This is a genomic window from Candidatus Leptofilum sp., from assembly GCF_965223525.1.
Lineage (GTDB): Bacteria > Chloroflexota > Anaerolineae > Promineifilales > Promineifilaceae > Leptofilum.
Genome location: NZ_OZ245005.1, coordinates 914,580 through 930,208, shown reverse-complemented (window position 1 = coordinate 930,208; position 15,629 = coordinate 914,580). Strand labels below are relative to the sequence as shown.

The 15,629-nt window shown below is 49.6% G+C and carries 13 protein-coding genes; 6 read left to right on the top strand and 7 right to left on the bottom strand.

From position 1 onward, the window contains the following. Window positions 1-99: 99 nt before the first annotated feature. The 4 genes from ACOQPM_RS21055 to ACOQPM_RS21040 all read right to left on the bottom strand — a co-directional run bounded on the left by ACOQPM_RS21055 (window position 100) and on the right by ACOQPM_RS21040 (window position 6,525). Window positions 100-1,761: a S8 family peptidase gene (locus ACOQPM_RS21055; RefSeq protein ID WP_420632224.1), complete on the bottom strand. Its 1,662-nt coding sequence runs from the start codon at window positions 1,759-1,761 to the stop codon at window positions 100-102. A 116-nt stretch (window positions 1,762-1,877) separates the two neighbouring features. Then, entirely contained in the window at window positions 1,878-4,850 is a 2,973-nt protein-coding gene (locus ACOQPM_RS21050) for a CHAT domain-containing protein (RefSeq protein ID WP_420632223.1), read from the bottom strand. A gap of 28 nt (window positions 4,851-4,878) precedes the next feature. After that, entirely contained in the window at window positions 4,879-5,469 is a 591-nt protein-coding gene (locus ACOQPM_RS21045) for a hypothetical protein (RefSeq protein ID WP_420632222.1), read from the bottom strand. A 327-nt stretch (window positions 5,470-5,796) separates the two neighbouring features. Beyond that, window positions 5,797-6,525, bottom strand: coding sequence for an RNA polymerase sigma factor (locus ACOQPM_RS21040; protein ID WP_420632221.1), 729 nt, complete (start codon window positions 6,523-6,525; stop codon window positions 5,797-5,799). A gap of 302 nt (window positions 6,526-6,827) precedes the next feature. Between ACOQPM_RS21040 and ACOQPM_RS21035 the strand changes: the two genes are divergently transcribed. Next, window positions 6,828-7,802 (top strand): acetylxylan esterase, encoded by a 975-nt coding sequence (locus tag ACOQPM_RS21035; protein WP_420632220.1) that lies wholly within the window; start codon window positions 6,828-6,830, stop codon window positions 7,800-7,802. A gap of 77 nt (window positions 7,803-7,879) precedes the next feature. On the opposite strand, the gene ACOQPM_RS21030 is transcribed toward ACOQPM_RS21035, so the two are convergent. Further along, window positions 7,880-9,124 (bottom strand): chorismate synthase, encoded by a 1,245-nt coding sequence (locus tag ACOQPM_RS21030; protein WP_420632219.1) that lies wholly within the window; start codon window positions 9,122-9,124, stop codon window positions 7,880-7,882. A gap of 191 nt (window positions 9,125-9,315) precedes the next feature. Here ACOQPM_RS21030 and ACOQPM_RS21025 point away from each other — a divergent pair, with 191 nt between their 5' ends. After that, a complete protein-coding gene (locus tag ACOQPM_RS21025) occupies window positions 9,316-9,711 on the top strand; it encodes a response regulator transcription factor (RefSeq protein ID WP_420632218.1) in 396 nt (131 codons plus the stop codon). Window positions 9,712-9,772: 61 nt separating this feature from the next. Here the strand turns inward: ACOQPM_RS21025 and ACOQPM_RS21020 are convergent, their stop codons facing one another. Continuing rightward, a complete protein-coding gene (locus ACOQPM_RS21020) occupies window positions 9,773-10,636 on the bottom strand; it encodes an LLM class F420-dependent oxidoreductase (RefSeq protein ID WP_420632217.1) in 864 nt (287 codons plus the stop codon). Window positions 10,637-10,791: 155 nt separating this feature from the next. On the opposite strand from ACOQPM_RS21020, the gene ACOQPM_RS21015 reads away from it, so the two are divergent. The 4 genes from ACOQPM_RS21015 (at window position 10,792) to ACOQPM_RS21000 (ending at window position 13,538) form a co-directional block, all read left to right on the top strand. Further along, window positions 10,792-11,355 carry a hypothetical protein gene (locus ACOQPM_RS21015; protein ID WP_420632216.1) on the top strand — a complete coding sequence of 188 codons (564 nt, stop codon included), beginning with the start codon at window positions 10,792-10,794 and terminating at the stop codon, window positions 11,353-11,355. After that, window positions 11,348-11,641, top strand: a complete 294-nt coding sequence (locus ACOQPM_RS21010; protein WP_420632215.1) for a winged helix-turn-helix domain-containing protein — start codon at window positions 11,348-11,350, stop codon at window positions 11,639-11,641. Before ACOQPM_RS21015 ends, ACOQPM_RS21010 begins: the two co-directional genes overlap by 8 nt. A gap of 14 nt (window positions 11,642-11,655) precedes the next feature. After that, window positions 11,656-12,210, top strand: coding sequence for an RDD family protein (locus ACOQPM_RS21005; RefSeq protein ID WP_420632214.1), 555 nt, complete (start codon window positions 11,656-11,658; stop codon window positions 12,208-12,210). Window positions 12,211-12,620: 410 nt separating this feature from the next. Continuing rightward, the gene (locus ACOQPM_RS21000; RefSeq protein ID WP_420632213.1) at window positions 12,621-13,538 is read left to right on the top strand and encodes a DMT family transporter; all 918 of its coding nucleotides are present in this window, start codon (window positions 12,621-12,623) and stop codon (window positions 13,536-13,538) included. 27 nt (window positions 13,539-13,565) lie between these two features. On the opposite strand, the gene ACOQPM_RS20995 is transcribed toward ACOQPM_RS21000, so the two are convergent. After that, window positions 13,566-15,617, bottom strand: a complete 2,052-nt coding sequence (locus ACOQPM_RS20995; RefSeq protein WP_420632212.1) for a prolyl oligopeptidase family serine peptidase — start codon at window positions 15,615-15,617, stop codon at window positions 13,566-13,568. Window positions 15,618-15,629: the final 12 nt, after the last annotated feature.

Here is a 15,629-nt window from a genome sequence, read left to right as displayed (position 1 = left end):
ACCTCTTACATAAATTGGGCACACCTCTCCTAGCTGGATGAACGATGTGGGAACGGCCGTTTCCGGCACGCCTTAATCAACCGCTTTGTTTTACAGACGTTACGTTGAATCACCAGCCGTCATTTTCATAGCCTCTGGTACATTGATAATTGGCAAAGCAGATTGAATGCCCGGCATATCTGATTTGTTGGCAACGGCCGTTCGGATGATATTTTTTACTGAATCAGAATCACAATCCGTTTTTTCAAGAAGCAAGGCAGCTAAACCACTTACCAAAGGAGTTGCAAACGAGGTGCCTTTCCAGTAAGCATATTCGGTTTCTGGCGACGTTTCCTTGACATGACCAATCACACTTGTCCGCTTTCTAACATCATCAGAAAGTTCTGCATAAGGTTTGAGTTTGCAATTGGGCTCATTATCACCCCCAGGTGCTAAAACATTTCCTTCATTTGAGAAGCAACTATAGCCACCTTGGTAATTGCTAGCCCCTACGCCAATGACGAAGTTAAAGGAGGCAGGTGCCTGTGATGGTTTTTGGCCTACCTGCTGGGCTGAATCATTGCCAGCAGCAGCTACAATAATTGCGCCATGATCATCAGCACATTTCAGAAGATAAAACAAACATGGTAGATATATGTTCAGATCACCATCGGGATTAACTACATGCACGCCAAGGCTCAAATTTATTACAGTGCCACAAAGCTTTTTCTCCAGTCCATTTTGCTCACCAATTTCCATTCGCTCGTTTAACATTTTTCCTAGTTCTTGGATGAGCATAAAGGAATCGCCCCGGTTAGAATCATTTAGTACCCTGTACAAATGGATCTTGCTTCTAGGGGCAACCACATGTACGAGGCTGGCAACAAACAAACCATGATCCCTTGCATCAGGCACGCCACGAACTTCATTGTGCACAACTTTCTCAAGGAAAGGTGGGGGAACCTGGGTCGGTGGCTGGCTAGGAAGAATCTTAAAATCATCATATGGTGATGTATCGAATACTGCGACAAAACAACCTTTACCAGTTGCATCGGTGCTTCTGTTAACAAGAGGATTCGGAGCTGTATCTGGCGGAAATTGTTCAGTAAAAAGATCAATGCCAAAACCGTTATTGGTTGTGCGGCCGTGGAGCGCCCATTGATTTAGATGTTCCCGTATACTAGACCCTGATCCGGGATTACCAACTGGAAATCCTTCGCTGCTGCCAGGATCCCCTTCAAGCTCTTGTACAGGACGGCCGATTTTATAATTTGGACTTGAATCTACGATGATGGGGTCAAAATCATCATTCCTAAAGCTGTTTATTATCTCGGCGATCTCGGGCATAGAAATGTTGTTCGGGTTAGAAATGATCCGAAAGAGAATACAGGCAAAATCACAATGCGTAAGAACTATTTTGCTCGGTGCCTGTTGAGAACTTGCTTCAATATCCGCATCGTCCTTTGATTCTTGAGCATAGGCTGAACTTTCTTCACGTTGAGATTCTTCCGGGATGAATGGCTCTAAGACAATATTGTACTTATCTAAACTCTCTAACTTTCTTTGGGCTTTGGCAATTTCATCTTCATTAGGCGCACTCAAGATGATCTGATCTCGCACAAAGTATTCAATAGCTAGCTTTTCGACTGGTTCCTTATCATCATCGCCACCATCTGGTGAATCACCTGACTTCTGCCATAAAAGCCAGCCAATGACAAGCAGCAAGATTAAGATGAGGATCGATAAAATGGGTACTAAACTTCCATCTGCTTCTACAAACATGGTTCTCCTCCTAAAGAAGTGGGTAAATTCTGATTAAACCACTACCGTGTCCCCTAGCACGATAGCTGCTTTGTTAAACGTAAGCAGTGAAGGTTTTCCGGTAATCGGTAGGTTGCTCAGACAAATTCACTTGTCAAATGCCCGGCATGACCGACCAGAAAAAACGGTGCCCAAAAGTAAGGGTGATGATATGCAGAGTTCGTAGCTTGAGCGCTATTATCAGGCGTATTGATAAATGCTAACTGCGCTTGGCGGAGGGATTCACCTTTGGACAAACCATGTGCCAGATTACTATAGAAGTTTTTCATAAAAACGGCCGTAGATCGATCCTCAACTGGCCACAGAGTAAGCGCAAGCGAGCTGGCTCCGGCTGCTAGGAAAGCTCGCATTAAACCCAACAACTCATCGCCACCGCTAATTGCGCTGCGTCCAGTTTGGCAAGCACTCAATGTTACTAGCGAGGCGTTAAGCTTCAGATTGAAAATATCGAGCGTTGTCAGCCAGCCGTCTGCTAAAGCCAGACCCGAAAACAGCGGATTGTCGGGGCGGAAATCTGCATGGGTGGCCAGATGTAAGATATGGCTCTGGCTAGCCGCCTCTTTTGTGTTTATCAAGGTGGCTTCTTCTTCAAGCAATAATGTGCCGGACCATAGCTTGCCAATTGCTGCAGCTTCATCAACGGCAAAAGGCAAGGCTCCCTCGTATGAGTGACCGATAGCAAACATATTTAACTTTTGCTCAGCGTGGTTACGGCCGTATCGAATAAAATTCGCTCCAGGTAAATAGCTAATTTCATACTTAGCCAACAGCGGCTCGCTAGGATCATAAAGTGCGTGAAACGGCAAATAATGCAAAAAACCATGCGGTACAATAATTAATTTATTGTGATTTTGTAGATGATCGGCAAAAGGCATTATTAAATAGCTGTAAAGCTGACGCAAAATCCCTATCGCATTACGGTTTAACTGACTGAGCCTTTGTGGTGAACTGTTTGGCACTGCGTTTAGATTTAGCCAAAAAAGCTGCAACAGTTTTTGCACCTGATTGATCTTGGTAGGTAGTGAGATGGCTTGGACAGCGTCTTCTGTAACAATGAAAACAATCAACTTGCCCTTTGCCATAAAAAACTCCAGCAAAACTGTTTGTGGATCAAGCTGAGGCTGAATGGGTTCTGTTTGAACCTGCCACAATGAGGCATCTTGCGTATAGTTTGCATTTTTGATGAGCAGTTTATGCCACAATTTGGTGATTTGCTTTTCCAAGTGTTGCACATCTTTTTGCGCTGTTGTTTGCTCTTCAGATAATGTTTTATCAGTGTAGTCAGTTGAGGTTTCGGCGCTGACCCAGCGGCGATAAATACGATCTCGATCTGTGCGGAGGCGTGTTAGTTCATCAACTAATGATTGATCTTCCGGGGCGCGTGCCTGTATACCGATATCTAACCGGAAGGCTAGCATTTCAAGCAGGGCTCTGGATTTTGCTCTCTCAGCATATTGCAAGCTAGCTACAGGCTCTCCCAATGTTAGGCAGAGCTGAACCATATCTTCATAAACAAGGTGTTTATCTAAAAGAAAATCAGAACGGAATTCGAGCATCAACCGACCTCTCAACCGTTCAATGGCGGCAATAGCTTGCTCCATTTCTACGTGAGCTATCTCGTAAGCCCTGTCTTCTACCGCGAGCAGCCCTAACAAATAGTGACCTTGGTAAATTATGAGGGGGATATCATCCTCATTGCCAATAGTCAAGGCGCGATCGGCATATTGTTTTGCCTGGCCATAATCTTTGATGCTTAAAGCTGCCCGCGATGCGATTAGGAAAGCATGTGCTTTCTGGACACGTAAGTTGTGGGACTCAAAAATAGCCAAGCAATCCAGGCTGGTTGTTAACCCTTCCGTGTTTTGGCCTTGGAGCAATAAGATGGCGGCAATTTCCAAATCGGCCGTTGCAACCCAAACTGTGTTGCCTTCATTCAGGAATATTTGTTTGGCAAGGGCTAAGGTTGTCAGCGCTTGATCGTAGTTTCTCAGGCCAGAGTGGGCAACCGCCTCATTCAGCAAACATTGGGCTACTTCGAATTGTGTGCCTAACCGGGTAAATAGGGGTCGTATTTTTTGGAAGTTTTCTAATACATCTTTGTACCGGCCCAACTGGAGCAAGCAGTCGCTGATGTACAGCTCAATTAAGATAGCATCCCTGTGACGGCCGTCTGACAAAAACATCTCTTGCGCCTGGTATAGCAATTCCAGACCTTCGTTGTAGCGACCCAAGATAAAATAGGTGATGCCCAGCGTTTGCTGAGAACGGGCAAACTCAACTTTTTGTCCCGATTTCTTAAATAGCTTACCGGCTTTCTCATTTGTTTGGATAGATTGGCTGAATAGCCCAAGGTTGCGTAAGGCGATTGCGCGATTGTTTGCCACGCGCCCCAAAATGTCTATAGAGGCTTGATTTTTGAGATATATTTCTTGGGCTTTGTTGAATAAATCTAAAGCCTGAGCATCATCGCCGAGTCTAAGGTAGAGAAGTCCTAGATTGACCTTTACTTTGGCCAACAAGAGCCATTCCCCTTTTTCCGCAAACACCTTTCTGGCCCATTCTCCTGCATTTTTTGCCTCATCATACCGACCTAAATGTGCCAATGGTGTGAGCTTTGCAAAATAGCAGCCTGCCTGGTTAACAACATGGTTGTGATTATTATAGATTTTTGCAGCCTGATCATACAGCTCAATGGCTTGCTGATACTCTCCCAGGCCGCCATGTGCATAAGCGTTGGCTCTGGCTCGATAACCTAACGCACGGTACCAATCGTTTTGGGTCAGATCAGCTAAGAAGCTAAGAAGATCAGCGATTATTAGGCACAATTGTATATTGCTACGCAAGAAATAATCTGATTTCTCTTTTAGCAAATCAGCAACCATATCTTGTGTTTCTTTATTTAGCTGGGGGATTTGTTCTTTGAGAAGCTGTTGCTGTGAAGGATATTTAGCCAAGGTAAGCAGAGACATCACCAAACGTTCGGCTGTTAACGTTTGGCTTTGAGGTTGTGTGTTTGTGCAGGCTTGTGTCTCGTCTTGAATCAGAACCATATTTACATTCTTGGATGGTCTACTGCAATTAAATGAATAAGTCCTGTACTTGAATTTCTATGTCTAATCCTGTTAATGTAAGTTCGTATTTTCCTGCTTCTAGGCCAGTAAAGGTGAAGTTGCCTAAGTCATCCAGTGATACGGCCGTTCCGACCTCACCTTCTTTAAAAAATAACTGCACCATTACACTCGCCGTTTCTATGCCCAAAACCAGCCCCAAAATCGCCTTGCGCCCAGGATGCTCCGGATCATCCTGAACCTCTAGTGATAGCTGGGCATCGCCTGCCTCATACATCAGGGGGCCGGTATCGTCACCGCGGATAGCAAAGGCAGGTGTGCCCAAACCCCCTCTGGATTGCCCCCCGGTCGGGATGCGCTTGGCAATCCAGATTTTGATTCTTTCTGCGGTAGAGGGTTGGGGGGATACGGCCGTTTCCACCAAAAACGCCTCTAATTGTGCAATCTCTTCAGTACAAAGTGGACAAATAGCTAAATGGTCTTGAATTGAAACTGCTGCCTCGTCAGGTAAAAACCCCAAAAAATAATTGCCTAATGTCGCGCTATCGGGACAGGTAATTCGGTAAAGTGCGGCCTTGAAACTGTCTTCAATATGCGCCATAGTTGATTCTCCTAATAGTCATATCAGCAATAACTCAGTCTAAAAAATTATATTGCTAATTTTTGCAAACCACAGAAAATACCTTGAAAAGAAAAGCGATGAACGATTGCTCTGTGGTTTGCTCAAGTAAAAGCCAAAATTACGTTCAATAAAATTCAAGATACTTATTGGCTTTTACATCATTCATCATTGCGCTAGAAAATTTGTGCAGCATACCACAGGAGCGCAATGGTGTGGCGGAGGGTTGAATTCGCCAAAAGAAAATTGCTCACCACCCAAGCCAACAATATCTGTTGCTGCTCCTATAAACGAAAGTGCCACATTTTTTCACGCATTCTCCAAAAATTCCCTAAATTCATCATTGCGCCGTACCCTGGCTAAGAAGTTATCTTTGGTACGCGAAACCTCGCGCACATCAGCAAAATGCTCGCTATGAATGTCGAAGATTTGGCGCGGTTTTAAGTCGAGTACAAAATAGCCGTGAACGACCAAATGCTCTTTTTCACTGTTGCACAAATCGTTTAGCCGCTGCCACAAAATTGCCTGCATTTCCTGGTGGGCTACCTCTCGCTCTGGTCGCATGTCTGGATCCATAATGGTGGCAAATGGATCATACTCATCTTCCCCATCGTTGACTTGCGTCGCACGATCCCAAAGATGTGCTTGTTCCTTCCAACGAGCAAAATCTACCATGACTGCATGGGTACACATTTGCAGGTAGCGTAGTAACGATTTGAGATCAGGGAATTTGGCAAAATTGTCTGCGGGGATGCCTTGCCACATTTTTTCAAAAGCTCGGTTCATGAAGTAGCTGGCTTCTTCACCCAAGCCCGCATAAAGCGCGTGGCGTGTGACCCAGGAGAGCACCAATTTTTGATACCGATCGTACAGGCACTCCCAAGCGAGTTCGTTGCCATGCACAAACGCCCGCCGAAACAGTTCGTAACAGAAGCGGGGATCGTGTTCCTTTTGGGCGAAAAAGCGTTCGCTTTCCTGACGACAGCGGTCGCACAGGCTGCGAAACGTGAGTAAACTTAACTCATTTTGTGATGACATAGGTACGACGCAATGACAGTTTCATGAGGCTGATCAAATGCGCTTTGGGGTAGGCTTTGGTTTGGGTTTGATCAGCAAGTTATAGGTAATTTGAAGCAGGGTTGTAGGTATATTGTACCCTACATTGTATCTGATTTTCTTTTTGTTGGTGCAGTAAAATGCAACGAATTTACGACAAATACGTTACAATTTCCCAGCTTTTGGAGATATTTGGATAGATTGGGTTAGGAATTTAGCCAGATACGGCCGTTCCCGCTATTGTTAGCCCCAACTGAAAACCCGCTACCCAAGGAGAGTTGTGAATGTCCTTTTTCGACCTGCCCCTAAATGAACTGCAACGCTACTTACCTGCCCGTGAAGAACCGGATGATTTTGATCGATTTTGGCAGCAGACATTGGACGAAACAGCCGAATTCCCTTTCAACGCCAAATTTGAACTAGTGGATGAGGGTCTGACTGCGATTGACGTTTACGACGTCACCTTTGCTGGATTTGGTGGCCAGCCAGTCAAAGGGTGGTTTTTGCTGCCCCGCCAGCGGGCGGAACCGCTCCCCTGTGTGGTGCAATTTATCGGTTACAGTGGCGGGCGGGGCTTTGTGCTAGATAAACTGGCTTGGCCTAGCCTGGGGTTTGCTTACTTTGTTATGGACACACGCGGCCAGGGCTGGTCACACATGCAGCCTGGGGGCACGGTGGATGTTGCGCCACAAGGAACTGGCTCGCACGTACCCGGTTTTATGACGCAGGGGATTTTGGATCCGCACACCTATTACTATCGTCGCGTGTTCACCGATGCGGTGCGGGCAGTGGCGCTGGTGCGGCGGCAGCCTGCAGTTGTTCCAGAGCAGATTGCCATTACCGGAGCCAGCCAAGGTGGGGGGATTGCGTTGGCAGTGGCGGGGTTGGATACGGCCGTTGCCATTGCCATGCCAGACGTCCCCTTCCTTTGCCATTATCGCCATGCCACAGAAATTGTAGACACCTCCCCCTACAACGAAATTAGCCGCTACTGCGCCGCCTACCGCGACCAAACCGAAACCGTTTTCCGCACGCTTTCTTACTTTGATGGCGTTAACTTTGCCGCCCGCGCCAAAGCCCGTGCCCTCTTTTCGGTTGGGCTGATGGACGACATTTGCCCGCCTAGCACCGTTTATGCTGCCTACAATCATTACGCGGGCGAGAAAGAGATAGCCGTTTACAGCTACAACAACCACGAAGGCGGCGGCCCCTTCCAACTACGCAAACAGGCCAACTTCCTGCGCGAGCTATGGCTTTAGTAGCCGCAGTTTCTTACTACGTTACCCTATTTTCGCGGTAAGAAACCGCGACTACTGTGTAATCCGTGGCAAAAATTTTAGAACAACTTGAACTGCTTGGGGTCAACGGCGCGAGCTTGGTGCATGAGAACAGCATTTAGAAGTTCAATGGCCAGCCGTGATTCCAGCGTGATGCCTGCCCGCACCCCCACGCACGGGTCGTGCCGCCCCTTTTCCAGTTGGAATTCAATCTCTTCCAGATTTTTTTGTACCGATTGTTGTGGCTTAACAATGGTAGAGGTTGGTTTGAAGCCAGCGCGACACACCAGTGGCATCCCCGTTGTGACCCCGCCAAGCAGACCGCCATGAGAGTTGCGTTGGTAGCCTGTCTGCCGAATCGGATCATTGTTTTCGCTACCAAGCCGGGCAATTACCTGAAAGCCATCCCCGATTTCGCATGATTGTGCGGCATGTAGCCCGCCCAGACTGCCCATTAACCGCAGCTTCAGGCTGTTATAAAGCGGATCGCCTGCCAGTACAGGCACGTTCACAGCCACCACTTCTACGGCCGCGCCAACCGAATCACCATCAATGCGGGTTTGTTTAATGAGCGTGCCCGCCGAGGTGGCAAAATCAGCGTCCAGGCTGTGAATTTCGGCAGCGTGGAGCTGCTGCTGCACAGCCTCAATTTGTGCGACGCTTACTGTTTGATTGGTTTGAAGCAGCTCTGTGAAATGGTCGCTAAGGCTGCGTTGGGCTTGCAACGACCCCACTTGGTTGATGGATGAAAGAATGACAGTGCCGAACATTTCCTGCAAGAAGATGCGAGCAATCGAGCCGCCAATAACGTCTGAGATGGTGCTGCGGTAGCTGGAACGGCCGCCGCCGCGAATATCCACATGCCCTCTGGCTTTGTGGTACTTCACTAGGTCGGTGTGGCCAGGGCGTACCGCACCGGTTGGCCCAATAAACTGGTCGTAATGGCGGGATTTGGTGGCGGCCGAGAGCACCAGCGCACTGATTGGTTCGCCAGTGGTGAAGCCAGTTTCGTAGGCGGTGGTTTTGAAGGTGAGGCCATCAACGGTGGCTTGAATAGATGGGCCAGCAGTCAGCGCGTCGTGATTTTCCTGGTACAAGCCGGAGAGCAGCAGCAGCTTATCTTTTTCGTTGCGTGGGGTGCCATGCTTGTTGCTGCCTGGCCGTCGTCGATCCAGATACGCTTGAATTTGGCTGCGGTTAAGCTGGAGACCAGGGGGACAGCCAAAAACGATGGTTGTAATGCCGGGGCCGTGCGATTCACCGGCTCCGGCCACGCTGTAGAGGGGGCCACCTAAAATTTCCATAAGATTCCTTTTGAATTTGAGCGTTATTTTACCTCGGTACGGCCGTCTCTCTTAATATAGGCCGTAAGTACTATTAAATAAAGTAATTTAGACTCTGTCCAGAGTAGTTCCCAACTGGCAAATTCCAACCCAATCATAATATTCCCCGAGCAGTGTCTGGGGTCTTCCTGACAAATGTGGAGAGACAGAAGATGAATTGCTCAGTCCTGGTTGTGGACGATGAATTAGAAATTCGGCAGCTTTTGACAACGATGCTGACATTGATGGGCTACGAATCGTTCATGGCAGAGGATGGGCTGGACGCCCTGGAAAAAATCCCTGAATGCCGGCCTGATATTTTAATTTTGGATGTGATGATGCCACGCATGGATGGGCTGACGCTATGCCGCAAGCTGCGGGAGACGGCCGAAACCGCCGAACTGCCCATCATCATGCTCAGTGGCAAGGCTCACCAGGAAGCGATTCAGGAAGGGCTCAATGCGGGAGCCAATCGGTACCTAGTTAAACCCACGGGGTTGGATGAGCTGACGCGGAATATTAGTGAAGTTTTGGGGGAAGCGGCCGTTTCCAAAAAAATTGAAGCATAAAAAAGAATTTAGTCGCAGATTACACAGATTTGTACATTGCTGTGAAAATCTGTGTCCTATTCTATAGTCCAATTTGCTTGGCAAACGCTTCAATAGCTTGGAGATGCTTTTGTGGCGTGTCGAAGCCAACGCCCATTGTATTGACTGAAATATGCGTTGCCCCAGCAGCTTGCCAGCCTTGCAGGTTGCTTTGCCACGCATCGGGGCCGTCGCCGTAATGCAGGCGGGGTTCCAGGCCAATTTCTTGAGGAGAACGGCCGTACTCAGCTAAATATTCCGCAATTTTGTCCAGCGATGGCCGTGCTGCTTCAGCAGTGCGGTAGCCTGGCAACCAGCCATCCCCCTTGCGTGCCAGGCGGCGCAGCACGGCATCTGAGTGGCCGCCAAGCCAGATGGGGATGGGGCGCTGAACAGGCATCGGATTTAGCCCAGCATCATCAATATAATGCCAGTTGCCACTGTATGTAACCAATTCTTGCGTAAACAGTAGCCTGAGTACATCAATTTGCTCTTCTATCTGTCGCCCTCTCGTATGAAAGTCAAACCCCAGCGCTTCCATCTCTACTTTGTTCCAGCCCACGCCAATGCCCAGACGGAAACGGCCGTTGCTCACCACATCTAAACTGGCTGCTTGCTTGGCGACAACGGCCGTTCCCCGCTGGGGCAAAATAAGAATTCCTGTAATGAATTCTAGCGAAGAAGTTAATGCAGCCATATAGCTGAACAGTACAAATGGTTCGTGGAAGGCAGATTGGTGCGTGTACGGGCCGTGCCAGCCGCCGGGTCGATCTGGATTGGCCCCAACAACATGGTCATAGGCTAATAGATGGGTGAAGCCAAGAGATTCGGCCGTTTGAGCATAATCACGCAGGGCAGCAGAATCGTTGCCAAATTCGGTTTGGGGGAAGACAAGGCCAATTTTCATTTTTGCTCCTAATGATAAATGGGCAAATTTGAGTAACAAACATAGTTGTAATCATTTGCCGACGTGAAGGCAAGGGGATGTCTTGACGAATGACAAGGTTTTTGATAGAGTACTCTGGAATATAGAGTACTCTGAGTTTTCGAGAAGGAAAGATCATGGATTCGAGAGAAGCAGAAGCGCAGCTAAAACTGATTGAGCAAGCGCAAGCAGCGCAGCAGGTAGTGGGGCGCAGTGAAACGGGCTGGCTTTTCCTTATTTGGGGGTTGGTCTGGCTAATTGGCTTTTTGACGAGCCAATTTGCGCCGACTGACTGGCTCATTTGGGCATGGCTGCTGCTCTGTTCCGTGGGGGCAGGTTTATCAGCAGCGGTTGGGTTGCGGTTGGGGCAGCAGGTGCAGTACACACAAACGGGGCCGAAGCTGGGCTTATTTTATACGGTGTTTTTTAGCTTTTGCGTGCTTTGGCTGTGGTTGGCACGGCCTGAGAGTTGGCAGGAAACGGCCGTTCTCGCCATCTCGTTCTTGGGATTTGCTGTTGTAGTAAATGGCATCTTGCTAAAAGTGCGCTTGTTCATGTTGCTTGGCTTAATAGGTACGGGGTTAGCAGTGGCGGTTTACCTTTTGCTGCCAGCACAGTTTGGTCTGATTGTGGGCCTGGCGGGTGGCGGCAGCATGATTGCCGCAGGGTTACGCTTGCTCATGAGGAGGCAGCGTGAGTAAGTTAGACCGGATCATTCATCAACCGGTGCGGCTGCAAATCATGGCCGCCCTGGTTGCTTTGGACAGTGAGGCACAGCTAGGCTTTACTGGCCTGCGCGATATGTTGAACTTGTCTGATGGCAATCTGGGGGCGCATCTACGCAAGCTGGAGGATGCCGACTACGTGGAGGTGCAAAAAACGTTCGTCGCGCGAAAGCCGCAAACATTTGTGCAGGCAACACCTCTGGGACGGCAGCGTTTTCAAGAGCACGCTGCCGCTCTAAAGGCAATTTTGGAACAAGAATAGTTAGGAGTGAGCAGATGAAATTTTCTTTATCGAATCCGGTTCAACAAAATTCGCGGGCAATCTATCGGCGAATCGTGGCCTATTTTATTGATATGGCGCTTTTGTTGTTGTTGGTGCAAGGATTTCAGTGGGGCTTGCTGGTGGTGACGGGCGGCTTTCCTTTTGAGATGTTGGCTGCGCTGAACAATGGCTGGCTTATTTATGGTTGGGTGCTGCTCACGGTTTCGGTGCCCATCTGGCTTTACTTTGTGCTGAGCGAGCGTTCTCGCTGGCAGGCAACGCTGGGCAAGTGGCTGATGGGATTACAAGTTACATCTGTCGCTGGAGGGAAAGCCAGCTGGCGTCAACTCTTGGGGCGTACCGTGTTGAAGCTGTTGCCGTGGGAAATTTTCCATCTGGCGTTTATGCTGCCAATTCCACTTATGAATGACCCGAATCCAGCCTTCCGGCCTGGCTTTGTGGTGGGATATGCGGTGTTGCTGCTGTACTTGTTAGTGATGGTGCAAACGCCTCGGCAGCAAAGTATTCATGATTTGATTATGGGAACGGTTGTGGCGAAACGGCCGTAACCATCGTCTCGTAGGAAGTGATTTAACTCGAGGTGACAGTCACTTAAGCCTGGGTAATGCCCTGGCAAAACAAAGAAGTGACTGTCACCTATAACCAAGATTGGCCGCTCTCGCCTCCTGCTTAAATTGGCTCATTCTTCCTCAGTGGGTACAATGCCTACGATAATTTAAGTTACCCAACCAATATTGGCGGCTAGGGTTCCGCAGCAGCGAGCTGGCTGGTCCAAGCGCCGCATAAACCGTAATTTAACCACAGAGAGCACAGAGGTTTTGGAGATATTGCAACCTTTTTTCTGTGGCTAATCAAAAATACGGCAGCATCTAGACGGATAAAAGCCTTGGGGATTGCGGTTGGCATGGGCGCAAGCTAGCGTTGCGCTTATGCTTTTACGCATTCTTTGGAGGTTTTTATGTTTCGTGCGATTGGTTGGCGACGTTCCTCGCACTTCACGGCCGTTTCCCAAGCCCTCTTCGTCACCTTTCTTTGGTCAACTTCCTGGGTTCTCATCAAAATTGGGCTCGTAGATATTCCCGCGCTCACCTTCGCCGGGCTGCGCTATAGCTTGGCGTTTTTGTGCCTTTTGCCCTTCTTCTGGCGCAGCAAAGGGACAACCGAGTTGCGGCAGCTAAATCAATCTGGCTGGCTACGTCTGATTGCCCTGGGGCTAATTTATTACGCACTCACGCAAGGCGCACAATTTGTGGGGCTAGCGTACCTGCCAGCGGTAACTGTGAATGTGATGCTCGGGTTCACCTCTGTGTTGGTGGCGCTGTTGGGGCTGGGGCTGTTGGGGGAACGGCCGTCTCTATGGCAATGGCTTGGCATTTTTGTTGCGTTGGGTGGAGGGCTGCTCTATTTTTACCCAGTGCAAATTCCACAAGGGCAGGTGGTAGGATTTGTGGCTGCTGCAATTGGGGTATTGGCTAATGCGGGTGCGGCCGTGTTGGGGCGATCTGTTAACCGGGTAGGGCAGTTACGGCCGTTAACCGTCACCACCGTCAGCATGGGCGTTGGCTCAGGGCTATTGCTCATCGTAGGCGTAGCGACGCAAGGGTTGCCCGCCCTAAGCTGGCAAAGCTGGGCGATTATTGGCTGGCTGGCAGTGGTGAATACCGCTTTTGCCTTTACCTTGTGGAACGTGTCGCTGCGTACACTCTCGGCGATGGAGTCTAGCATTATCAACAACACGATGGCGGTGCAGATTCCGGTTTTGGCAGTGTTGTTTTTGGGGGAGCAGTTAAACGGCCGTGAGGTGCTTGGTTTGGTCGTGGCAATTATTGGGGCGCTGCTGGTTCAATTGGGACGGAAGCGCAAAGGGTCTACGTAGGGGTCTCAGACCTGCCCCTACAAATGTTTATCGGTTTAGCATCGTCCACAAAAAACTGTACACGTCGCTGGCTTCTTCGATGAGTTTGGTGGTCGGCTTGCCCAGGCCGTGCCCGGCGCGGACTTCAATGCGAATGAGGAGGGGGTTACGGCCGTTATCCACAGCCTGCAGCGCAGCGGCAAACTTTTTGGCGTGCATCGGCACCACGCGGTCATCCGTGTCCGCTGTCGTGATAATGAGAGGAGGGTAGGTGCGGTTTGGTTCGATGTTGTGCAGCGGCGAGTAAGCCATCATGAAGTTGAAATGTTCTGGATTTTCTTCGGCATTGCCATATTCGGGAATCCAGTACCGCCCGGCGCTGAATTTGTGGTAGCGCAGCATATCAATCACGGGCACGCCGCAATGCACGGCACCAAACAGATCAGGGCGTTGCACCATGCAGGCTGCTACCAGCAGCCCACCGTTGCTGCGCCCTTCAATGGCCAATCGCCTATTATTCGTGTAGTCATTAGCGATAAGCCACTCTCCGGCGGCAATAAAATCGTCAAAGACAGTTTGCTTCTTGTGCAGCATGCCTGCCTGGTGCCACGCTTCGCCGTACTCCATGCCACCGCGCAGGCACGCTTGGGCATACACACCGCCGCGCTCTAGCCAGGCCAGCCGAGTGGGTGAGAAGTTGGGCGTCATGGCAATGTTAAAGCCGCCGTAGCCATAGAGCAGCGTCGGATTTTGCCCGTCTAGCGCGATGCCCTTTTTATGGGTGATGAAGAGCGGCACTTTGGTGCCATCTTTGGATGGGTAGAAAACCTGTGTTGTTTTGTAGGCTTCGGGATCAAAGTCTAGCTGAGGCTGATCCAGAATTGTTAGTTTGTCTGTGGTGAAGTCGTAGTGCAGGATGGTGGGCGGGTAGATGAAGGATTGGAACTGGATGAACAGTTCAATATGCTTGCGCTTGCCTGCCAGATCAAAAATGGTGCCGGGGACGGGGAGCTCGATCTCGCCAAGATGCTGACCATCGAGCGCATACCGGTGTAGCTTGTGCTGTCCGTGGTGCAAGGTGGCAATGATAAATTGGTTGTTGACCATCAGGCTAAAGGCGATAGCGTCGTCCCCTTCGGAGATGAGGGTTTGCCAGTTGGCGGGGTCTGGGTTGCTGAGGTGGATGGCGATGATACGGCCGTTATCTGCCCCATTATCCGTTTGAAAGTAAAAATTTTCGCCATCGTTGCCCAAAAAGTGATAGGCTGCGTCCATCTCGTCTACCAGATAGATGAAATCCTCGCTGTCGAGCTGGCGATAGTAGAAGCGGTTGCGGCGGTCGGTGCCATCCCAAACGTGCAGGGTGAGATAACGGCCGTCGTCTGTAATTTCTGGATGAAAGCCCAAATTGGGCGCATCGGGGCGGGCAAAGATGATTTGGTCCGCACTTTGCGGCGTGCCTAGCTTGTGGAAAAAAATTTGCTGGTGGGTGCTGGGCGGCGCGTCGGGCATTTCGTCTGGATTGGGGTAGCGGGCGTAGAAAAAGCCGGAGCCATCTGGTAGCCAAGCGGCGTTGGTGAATTTGACCCAGTGCAGCACCTCTGCGCTGTCCTCGTTTGTTTCCAGGTCACGAATGTGGATGGCTTGCCAGTCGGAGCCGCTTTGAGAGAAGGTGTAGGCCAGGAAACGGCCGTCTTTGCTGTAGCTTTGGTTTATGAGGGCAATGGTACCATCATTGCTGAGCGTGTTAGGGTCAATTACCTGCTCCAGCGGGGCATCCAGGCTGGTTTGTTTGTACAGAGTGGGCTGGTTTTGTAGGCCGTCATTTTTTTCTACGAAGTAATAATTTCCTCTACGGCGCAGAACGCTGCTTTTGGGGAAGTTCCACAGAGCAGTGAGTCGGTCTTGAAACTGCTGATGAACGGGCAGCTCGGCCATAATGCTTTGGGTGAGTTCATTTTGGGCATTTACCCAGGTGACGGTATTTGGGTCTTCTGGATTCTCTAGCCAGCGGTACGGGTCGGGAACGGCCGTGCCGTGAAAATCCTCAACAATGTCAACCTTGTGTGCGGTCGGGTACTTAAAAGCGTGAGAATCCATTTATAGCTCCTT

Bases quoted from the DNA above. Each gene is read 5' to 3' on its own strand.
- ACOQPM_RS21055 (WP_420632224.1), bottom strand. From the start codon at position 1,761: ATGTTTGTAGAAGCAGATGGAAGTTTAGTACCCATTTTATCGATCCTC.
- ACOQPM_RS21045 (WP_420632222.1), bottom strand. From the start codon at position 5,469: ATGGCGCATATTGAAGACAGTTTCAAGGCCGCACTTTACCGAATTACC.
- ACOQPM_RS20995 (WP_420632212.1), bottom strand. From the start codon at position 15,617: ATGGATTCTCACGCTTTTAAGTACCCGACCGCACACAAGGTTGACATT.
- ACOQPM_RS21030 (WP_420632219.1), bottom strand. From the start codon at position 9,124: ATGGAAATTTTAGGTGGCCCCCTCTACAGCGTGGCCGGAGCCGGTGAA.
- ACOQPM_RS21040 (WP_420632221.1), bottom strand. From the start codon at position 6,525: ATGTCATCACAAAATGAGTTAAGTTTACTCACGTTTCGCAGCCTGTGC.
- ACOQPM_RS21015 (WP_420632216.1), top strand. From the start codon at position 10,792: ATGGATTCGAGAGAAGCAGAAGCGCAGCTAAAACTGATTGAGCAAGCG.
- ACOQPM_RS21020 (WP_420632217.1), bottom strand. From the start codon at position 10,636: ATGAAAATTGGCCTTGTCTTCCCCCAAACCGAATTTGGCAACGATTCT.
- ACOQPM_RS21050 (WP_420632223.1), bottom strand. From the start codon at position 4,850: ATGGTTCTGATTCAAGACGAGACACAAGCCTGCACAAACACACAACCT.
- ACOQPM_RS21000 (WP_420632213.1), top strand. From the start codon at position 12,621: ATGTTTCGTGCGATTGGTTGGCGACGTTCCTCGCACTTCACGGCCGTT.
- ACOQPM_RS21005 (WP_420632214.1), top strand. From the start codon at position 11,656: ATGAAATTTTCTTTATCGAATCCGGTTCAACAAAATTCGCGGGCAATC.
- ACOQPM_RS21025 (WP_420632218.1), top strand. From the start codon at position 9,316: ATGAATTGCTCAGTCCTGGTTGTGGACGATGAATTAGAAATTCGGCAG.
- ACOQPM_RS21035 (WP_420632220.1), top strand. From the start codon at position 6,828: ATGTCCTTTTTCGACCTGCCCCTAAATGAACTGCAACGCTACTTACCT.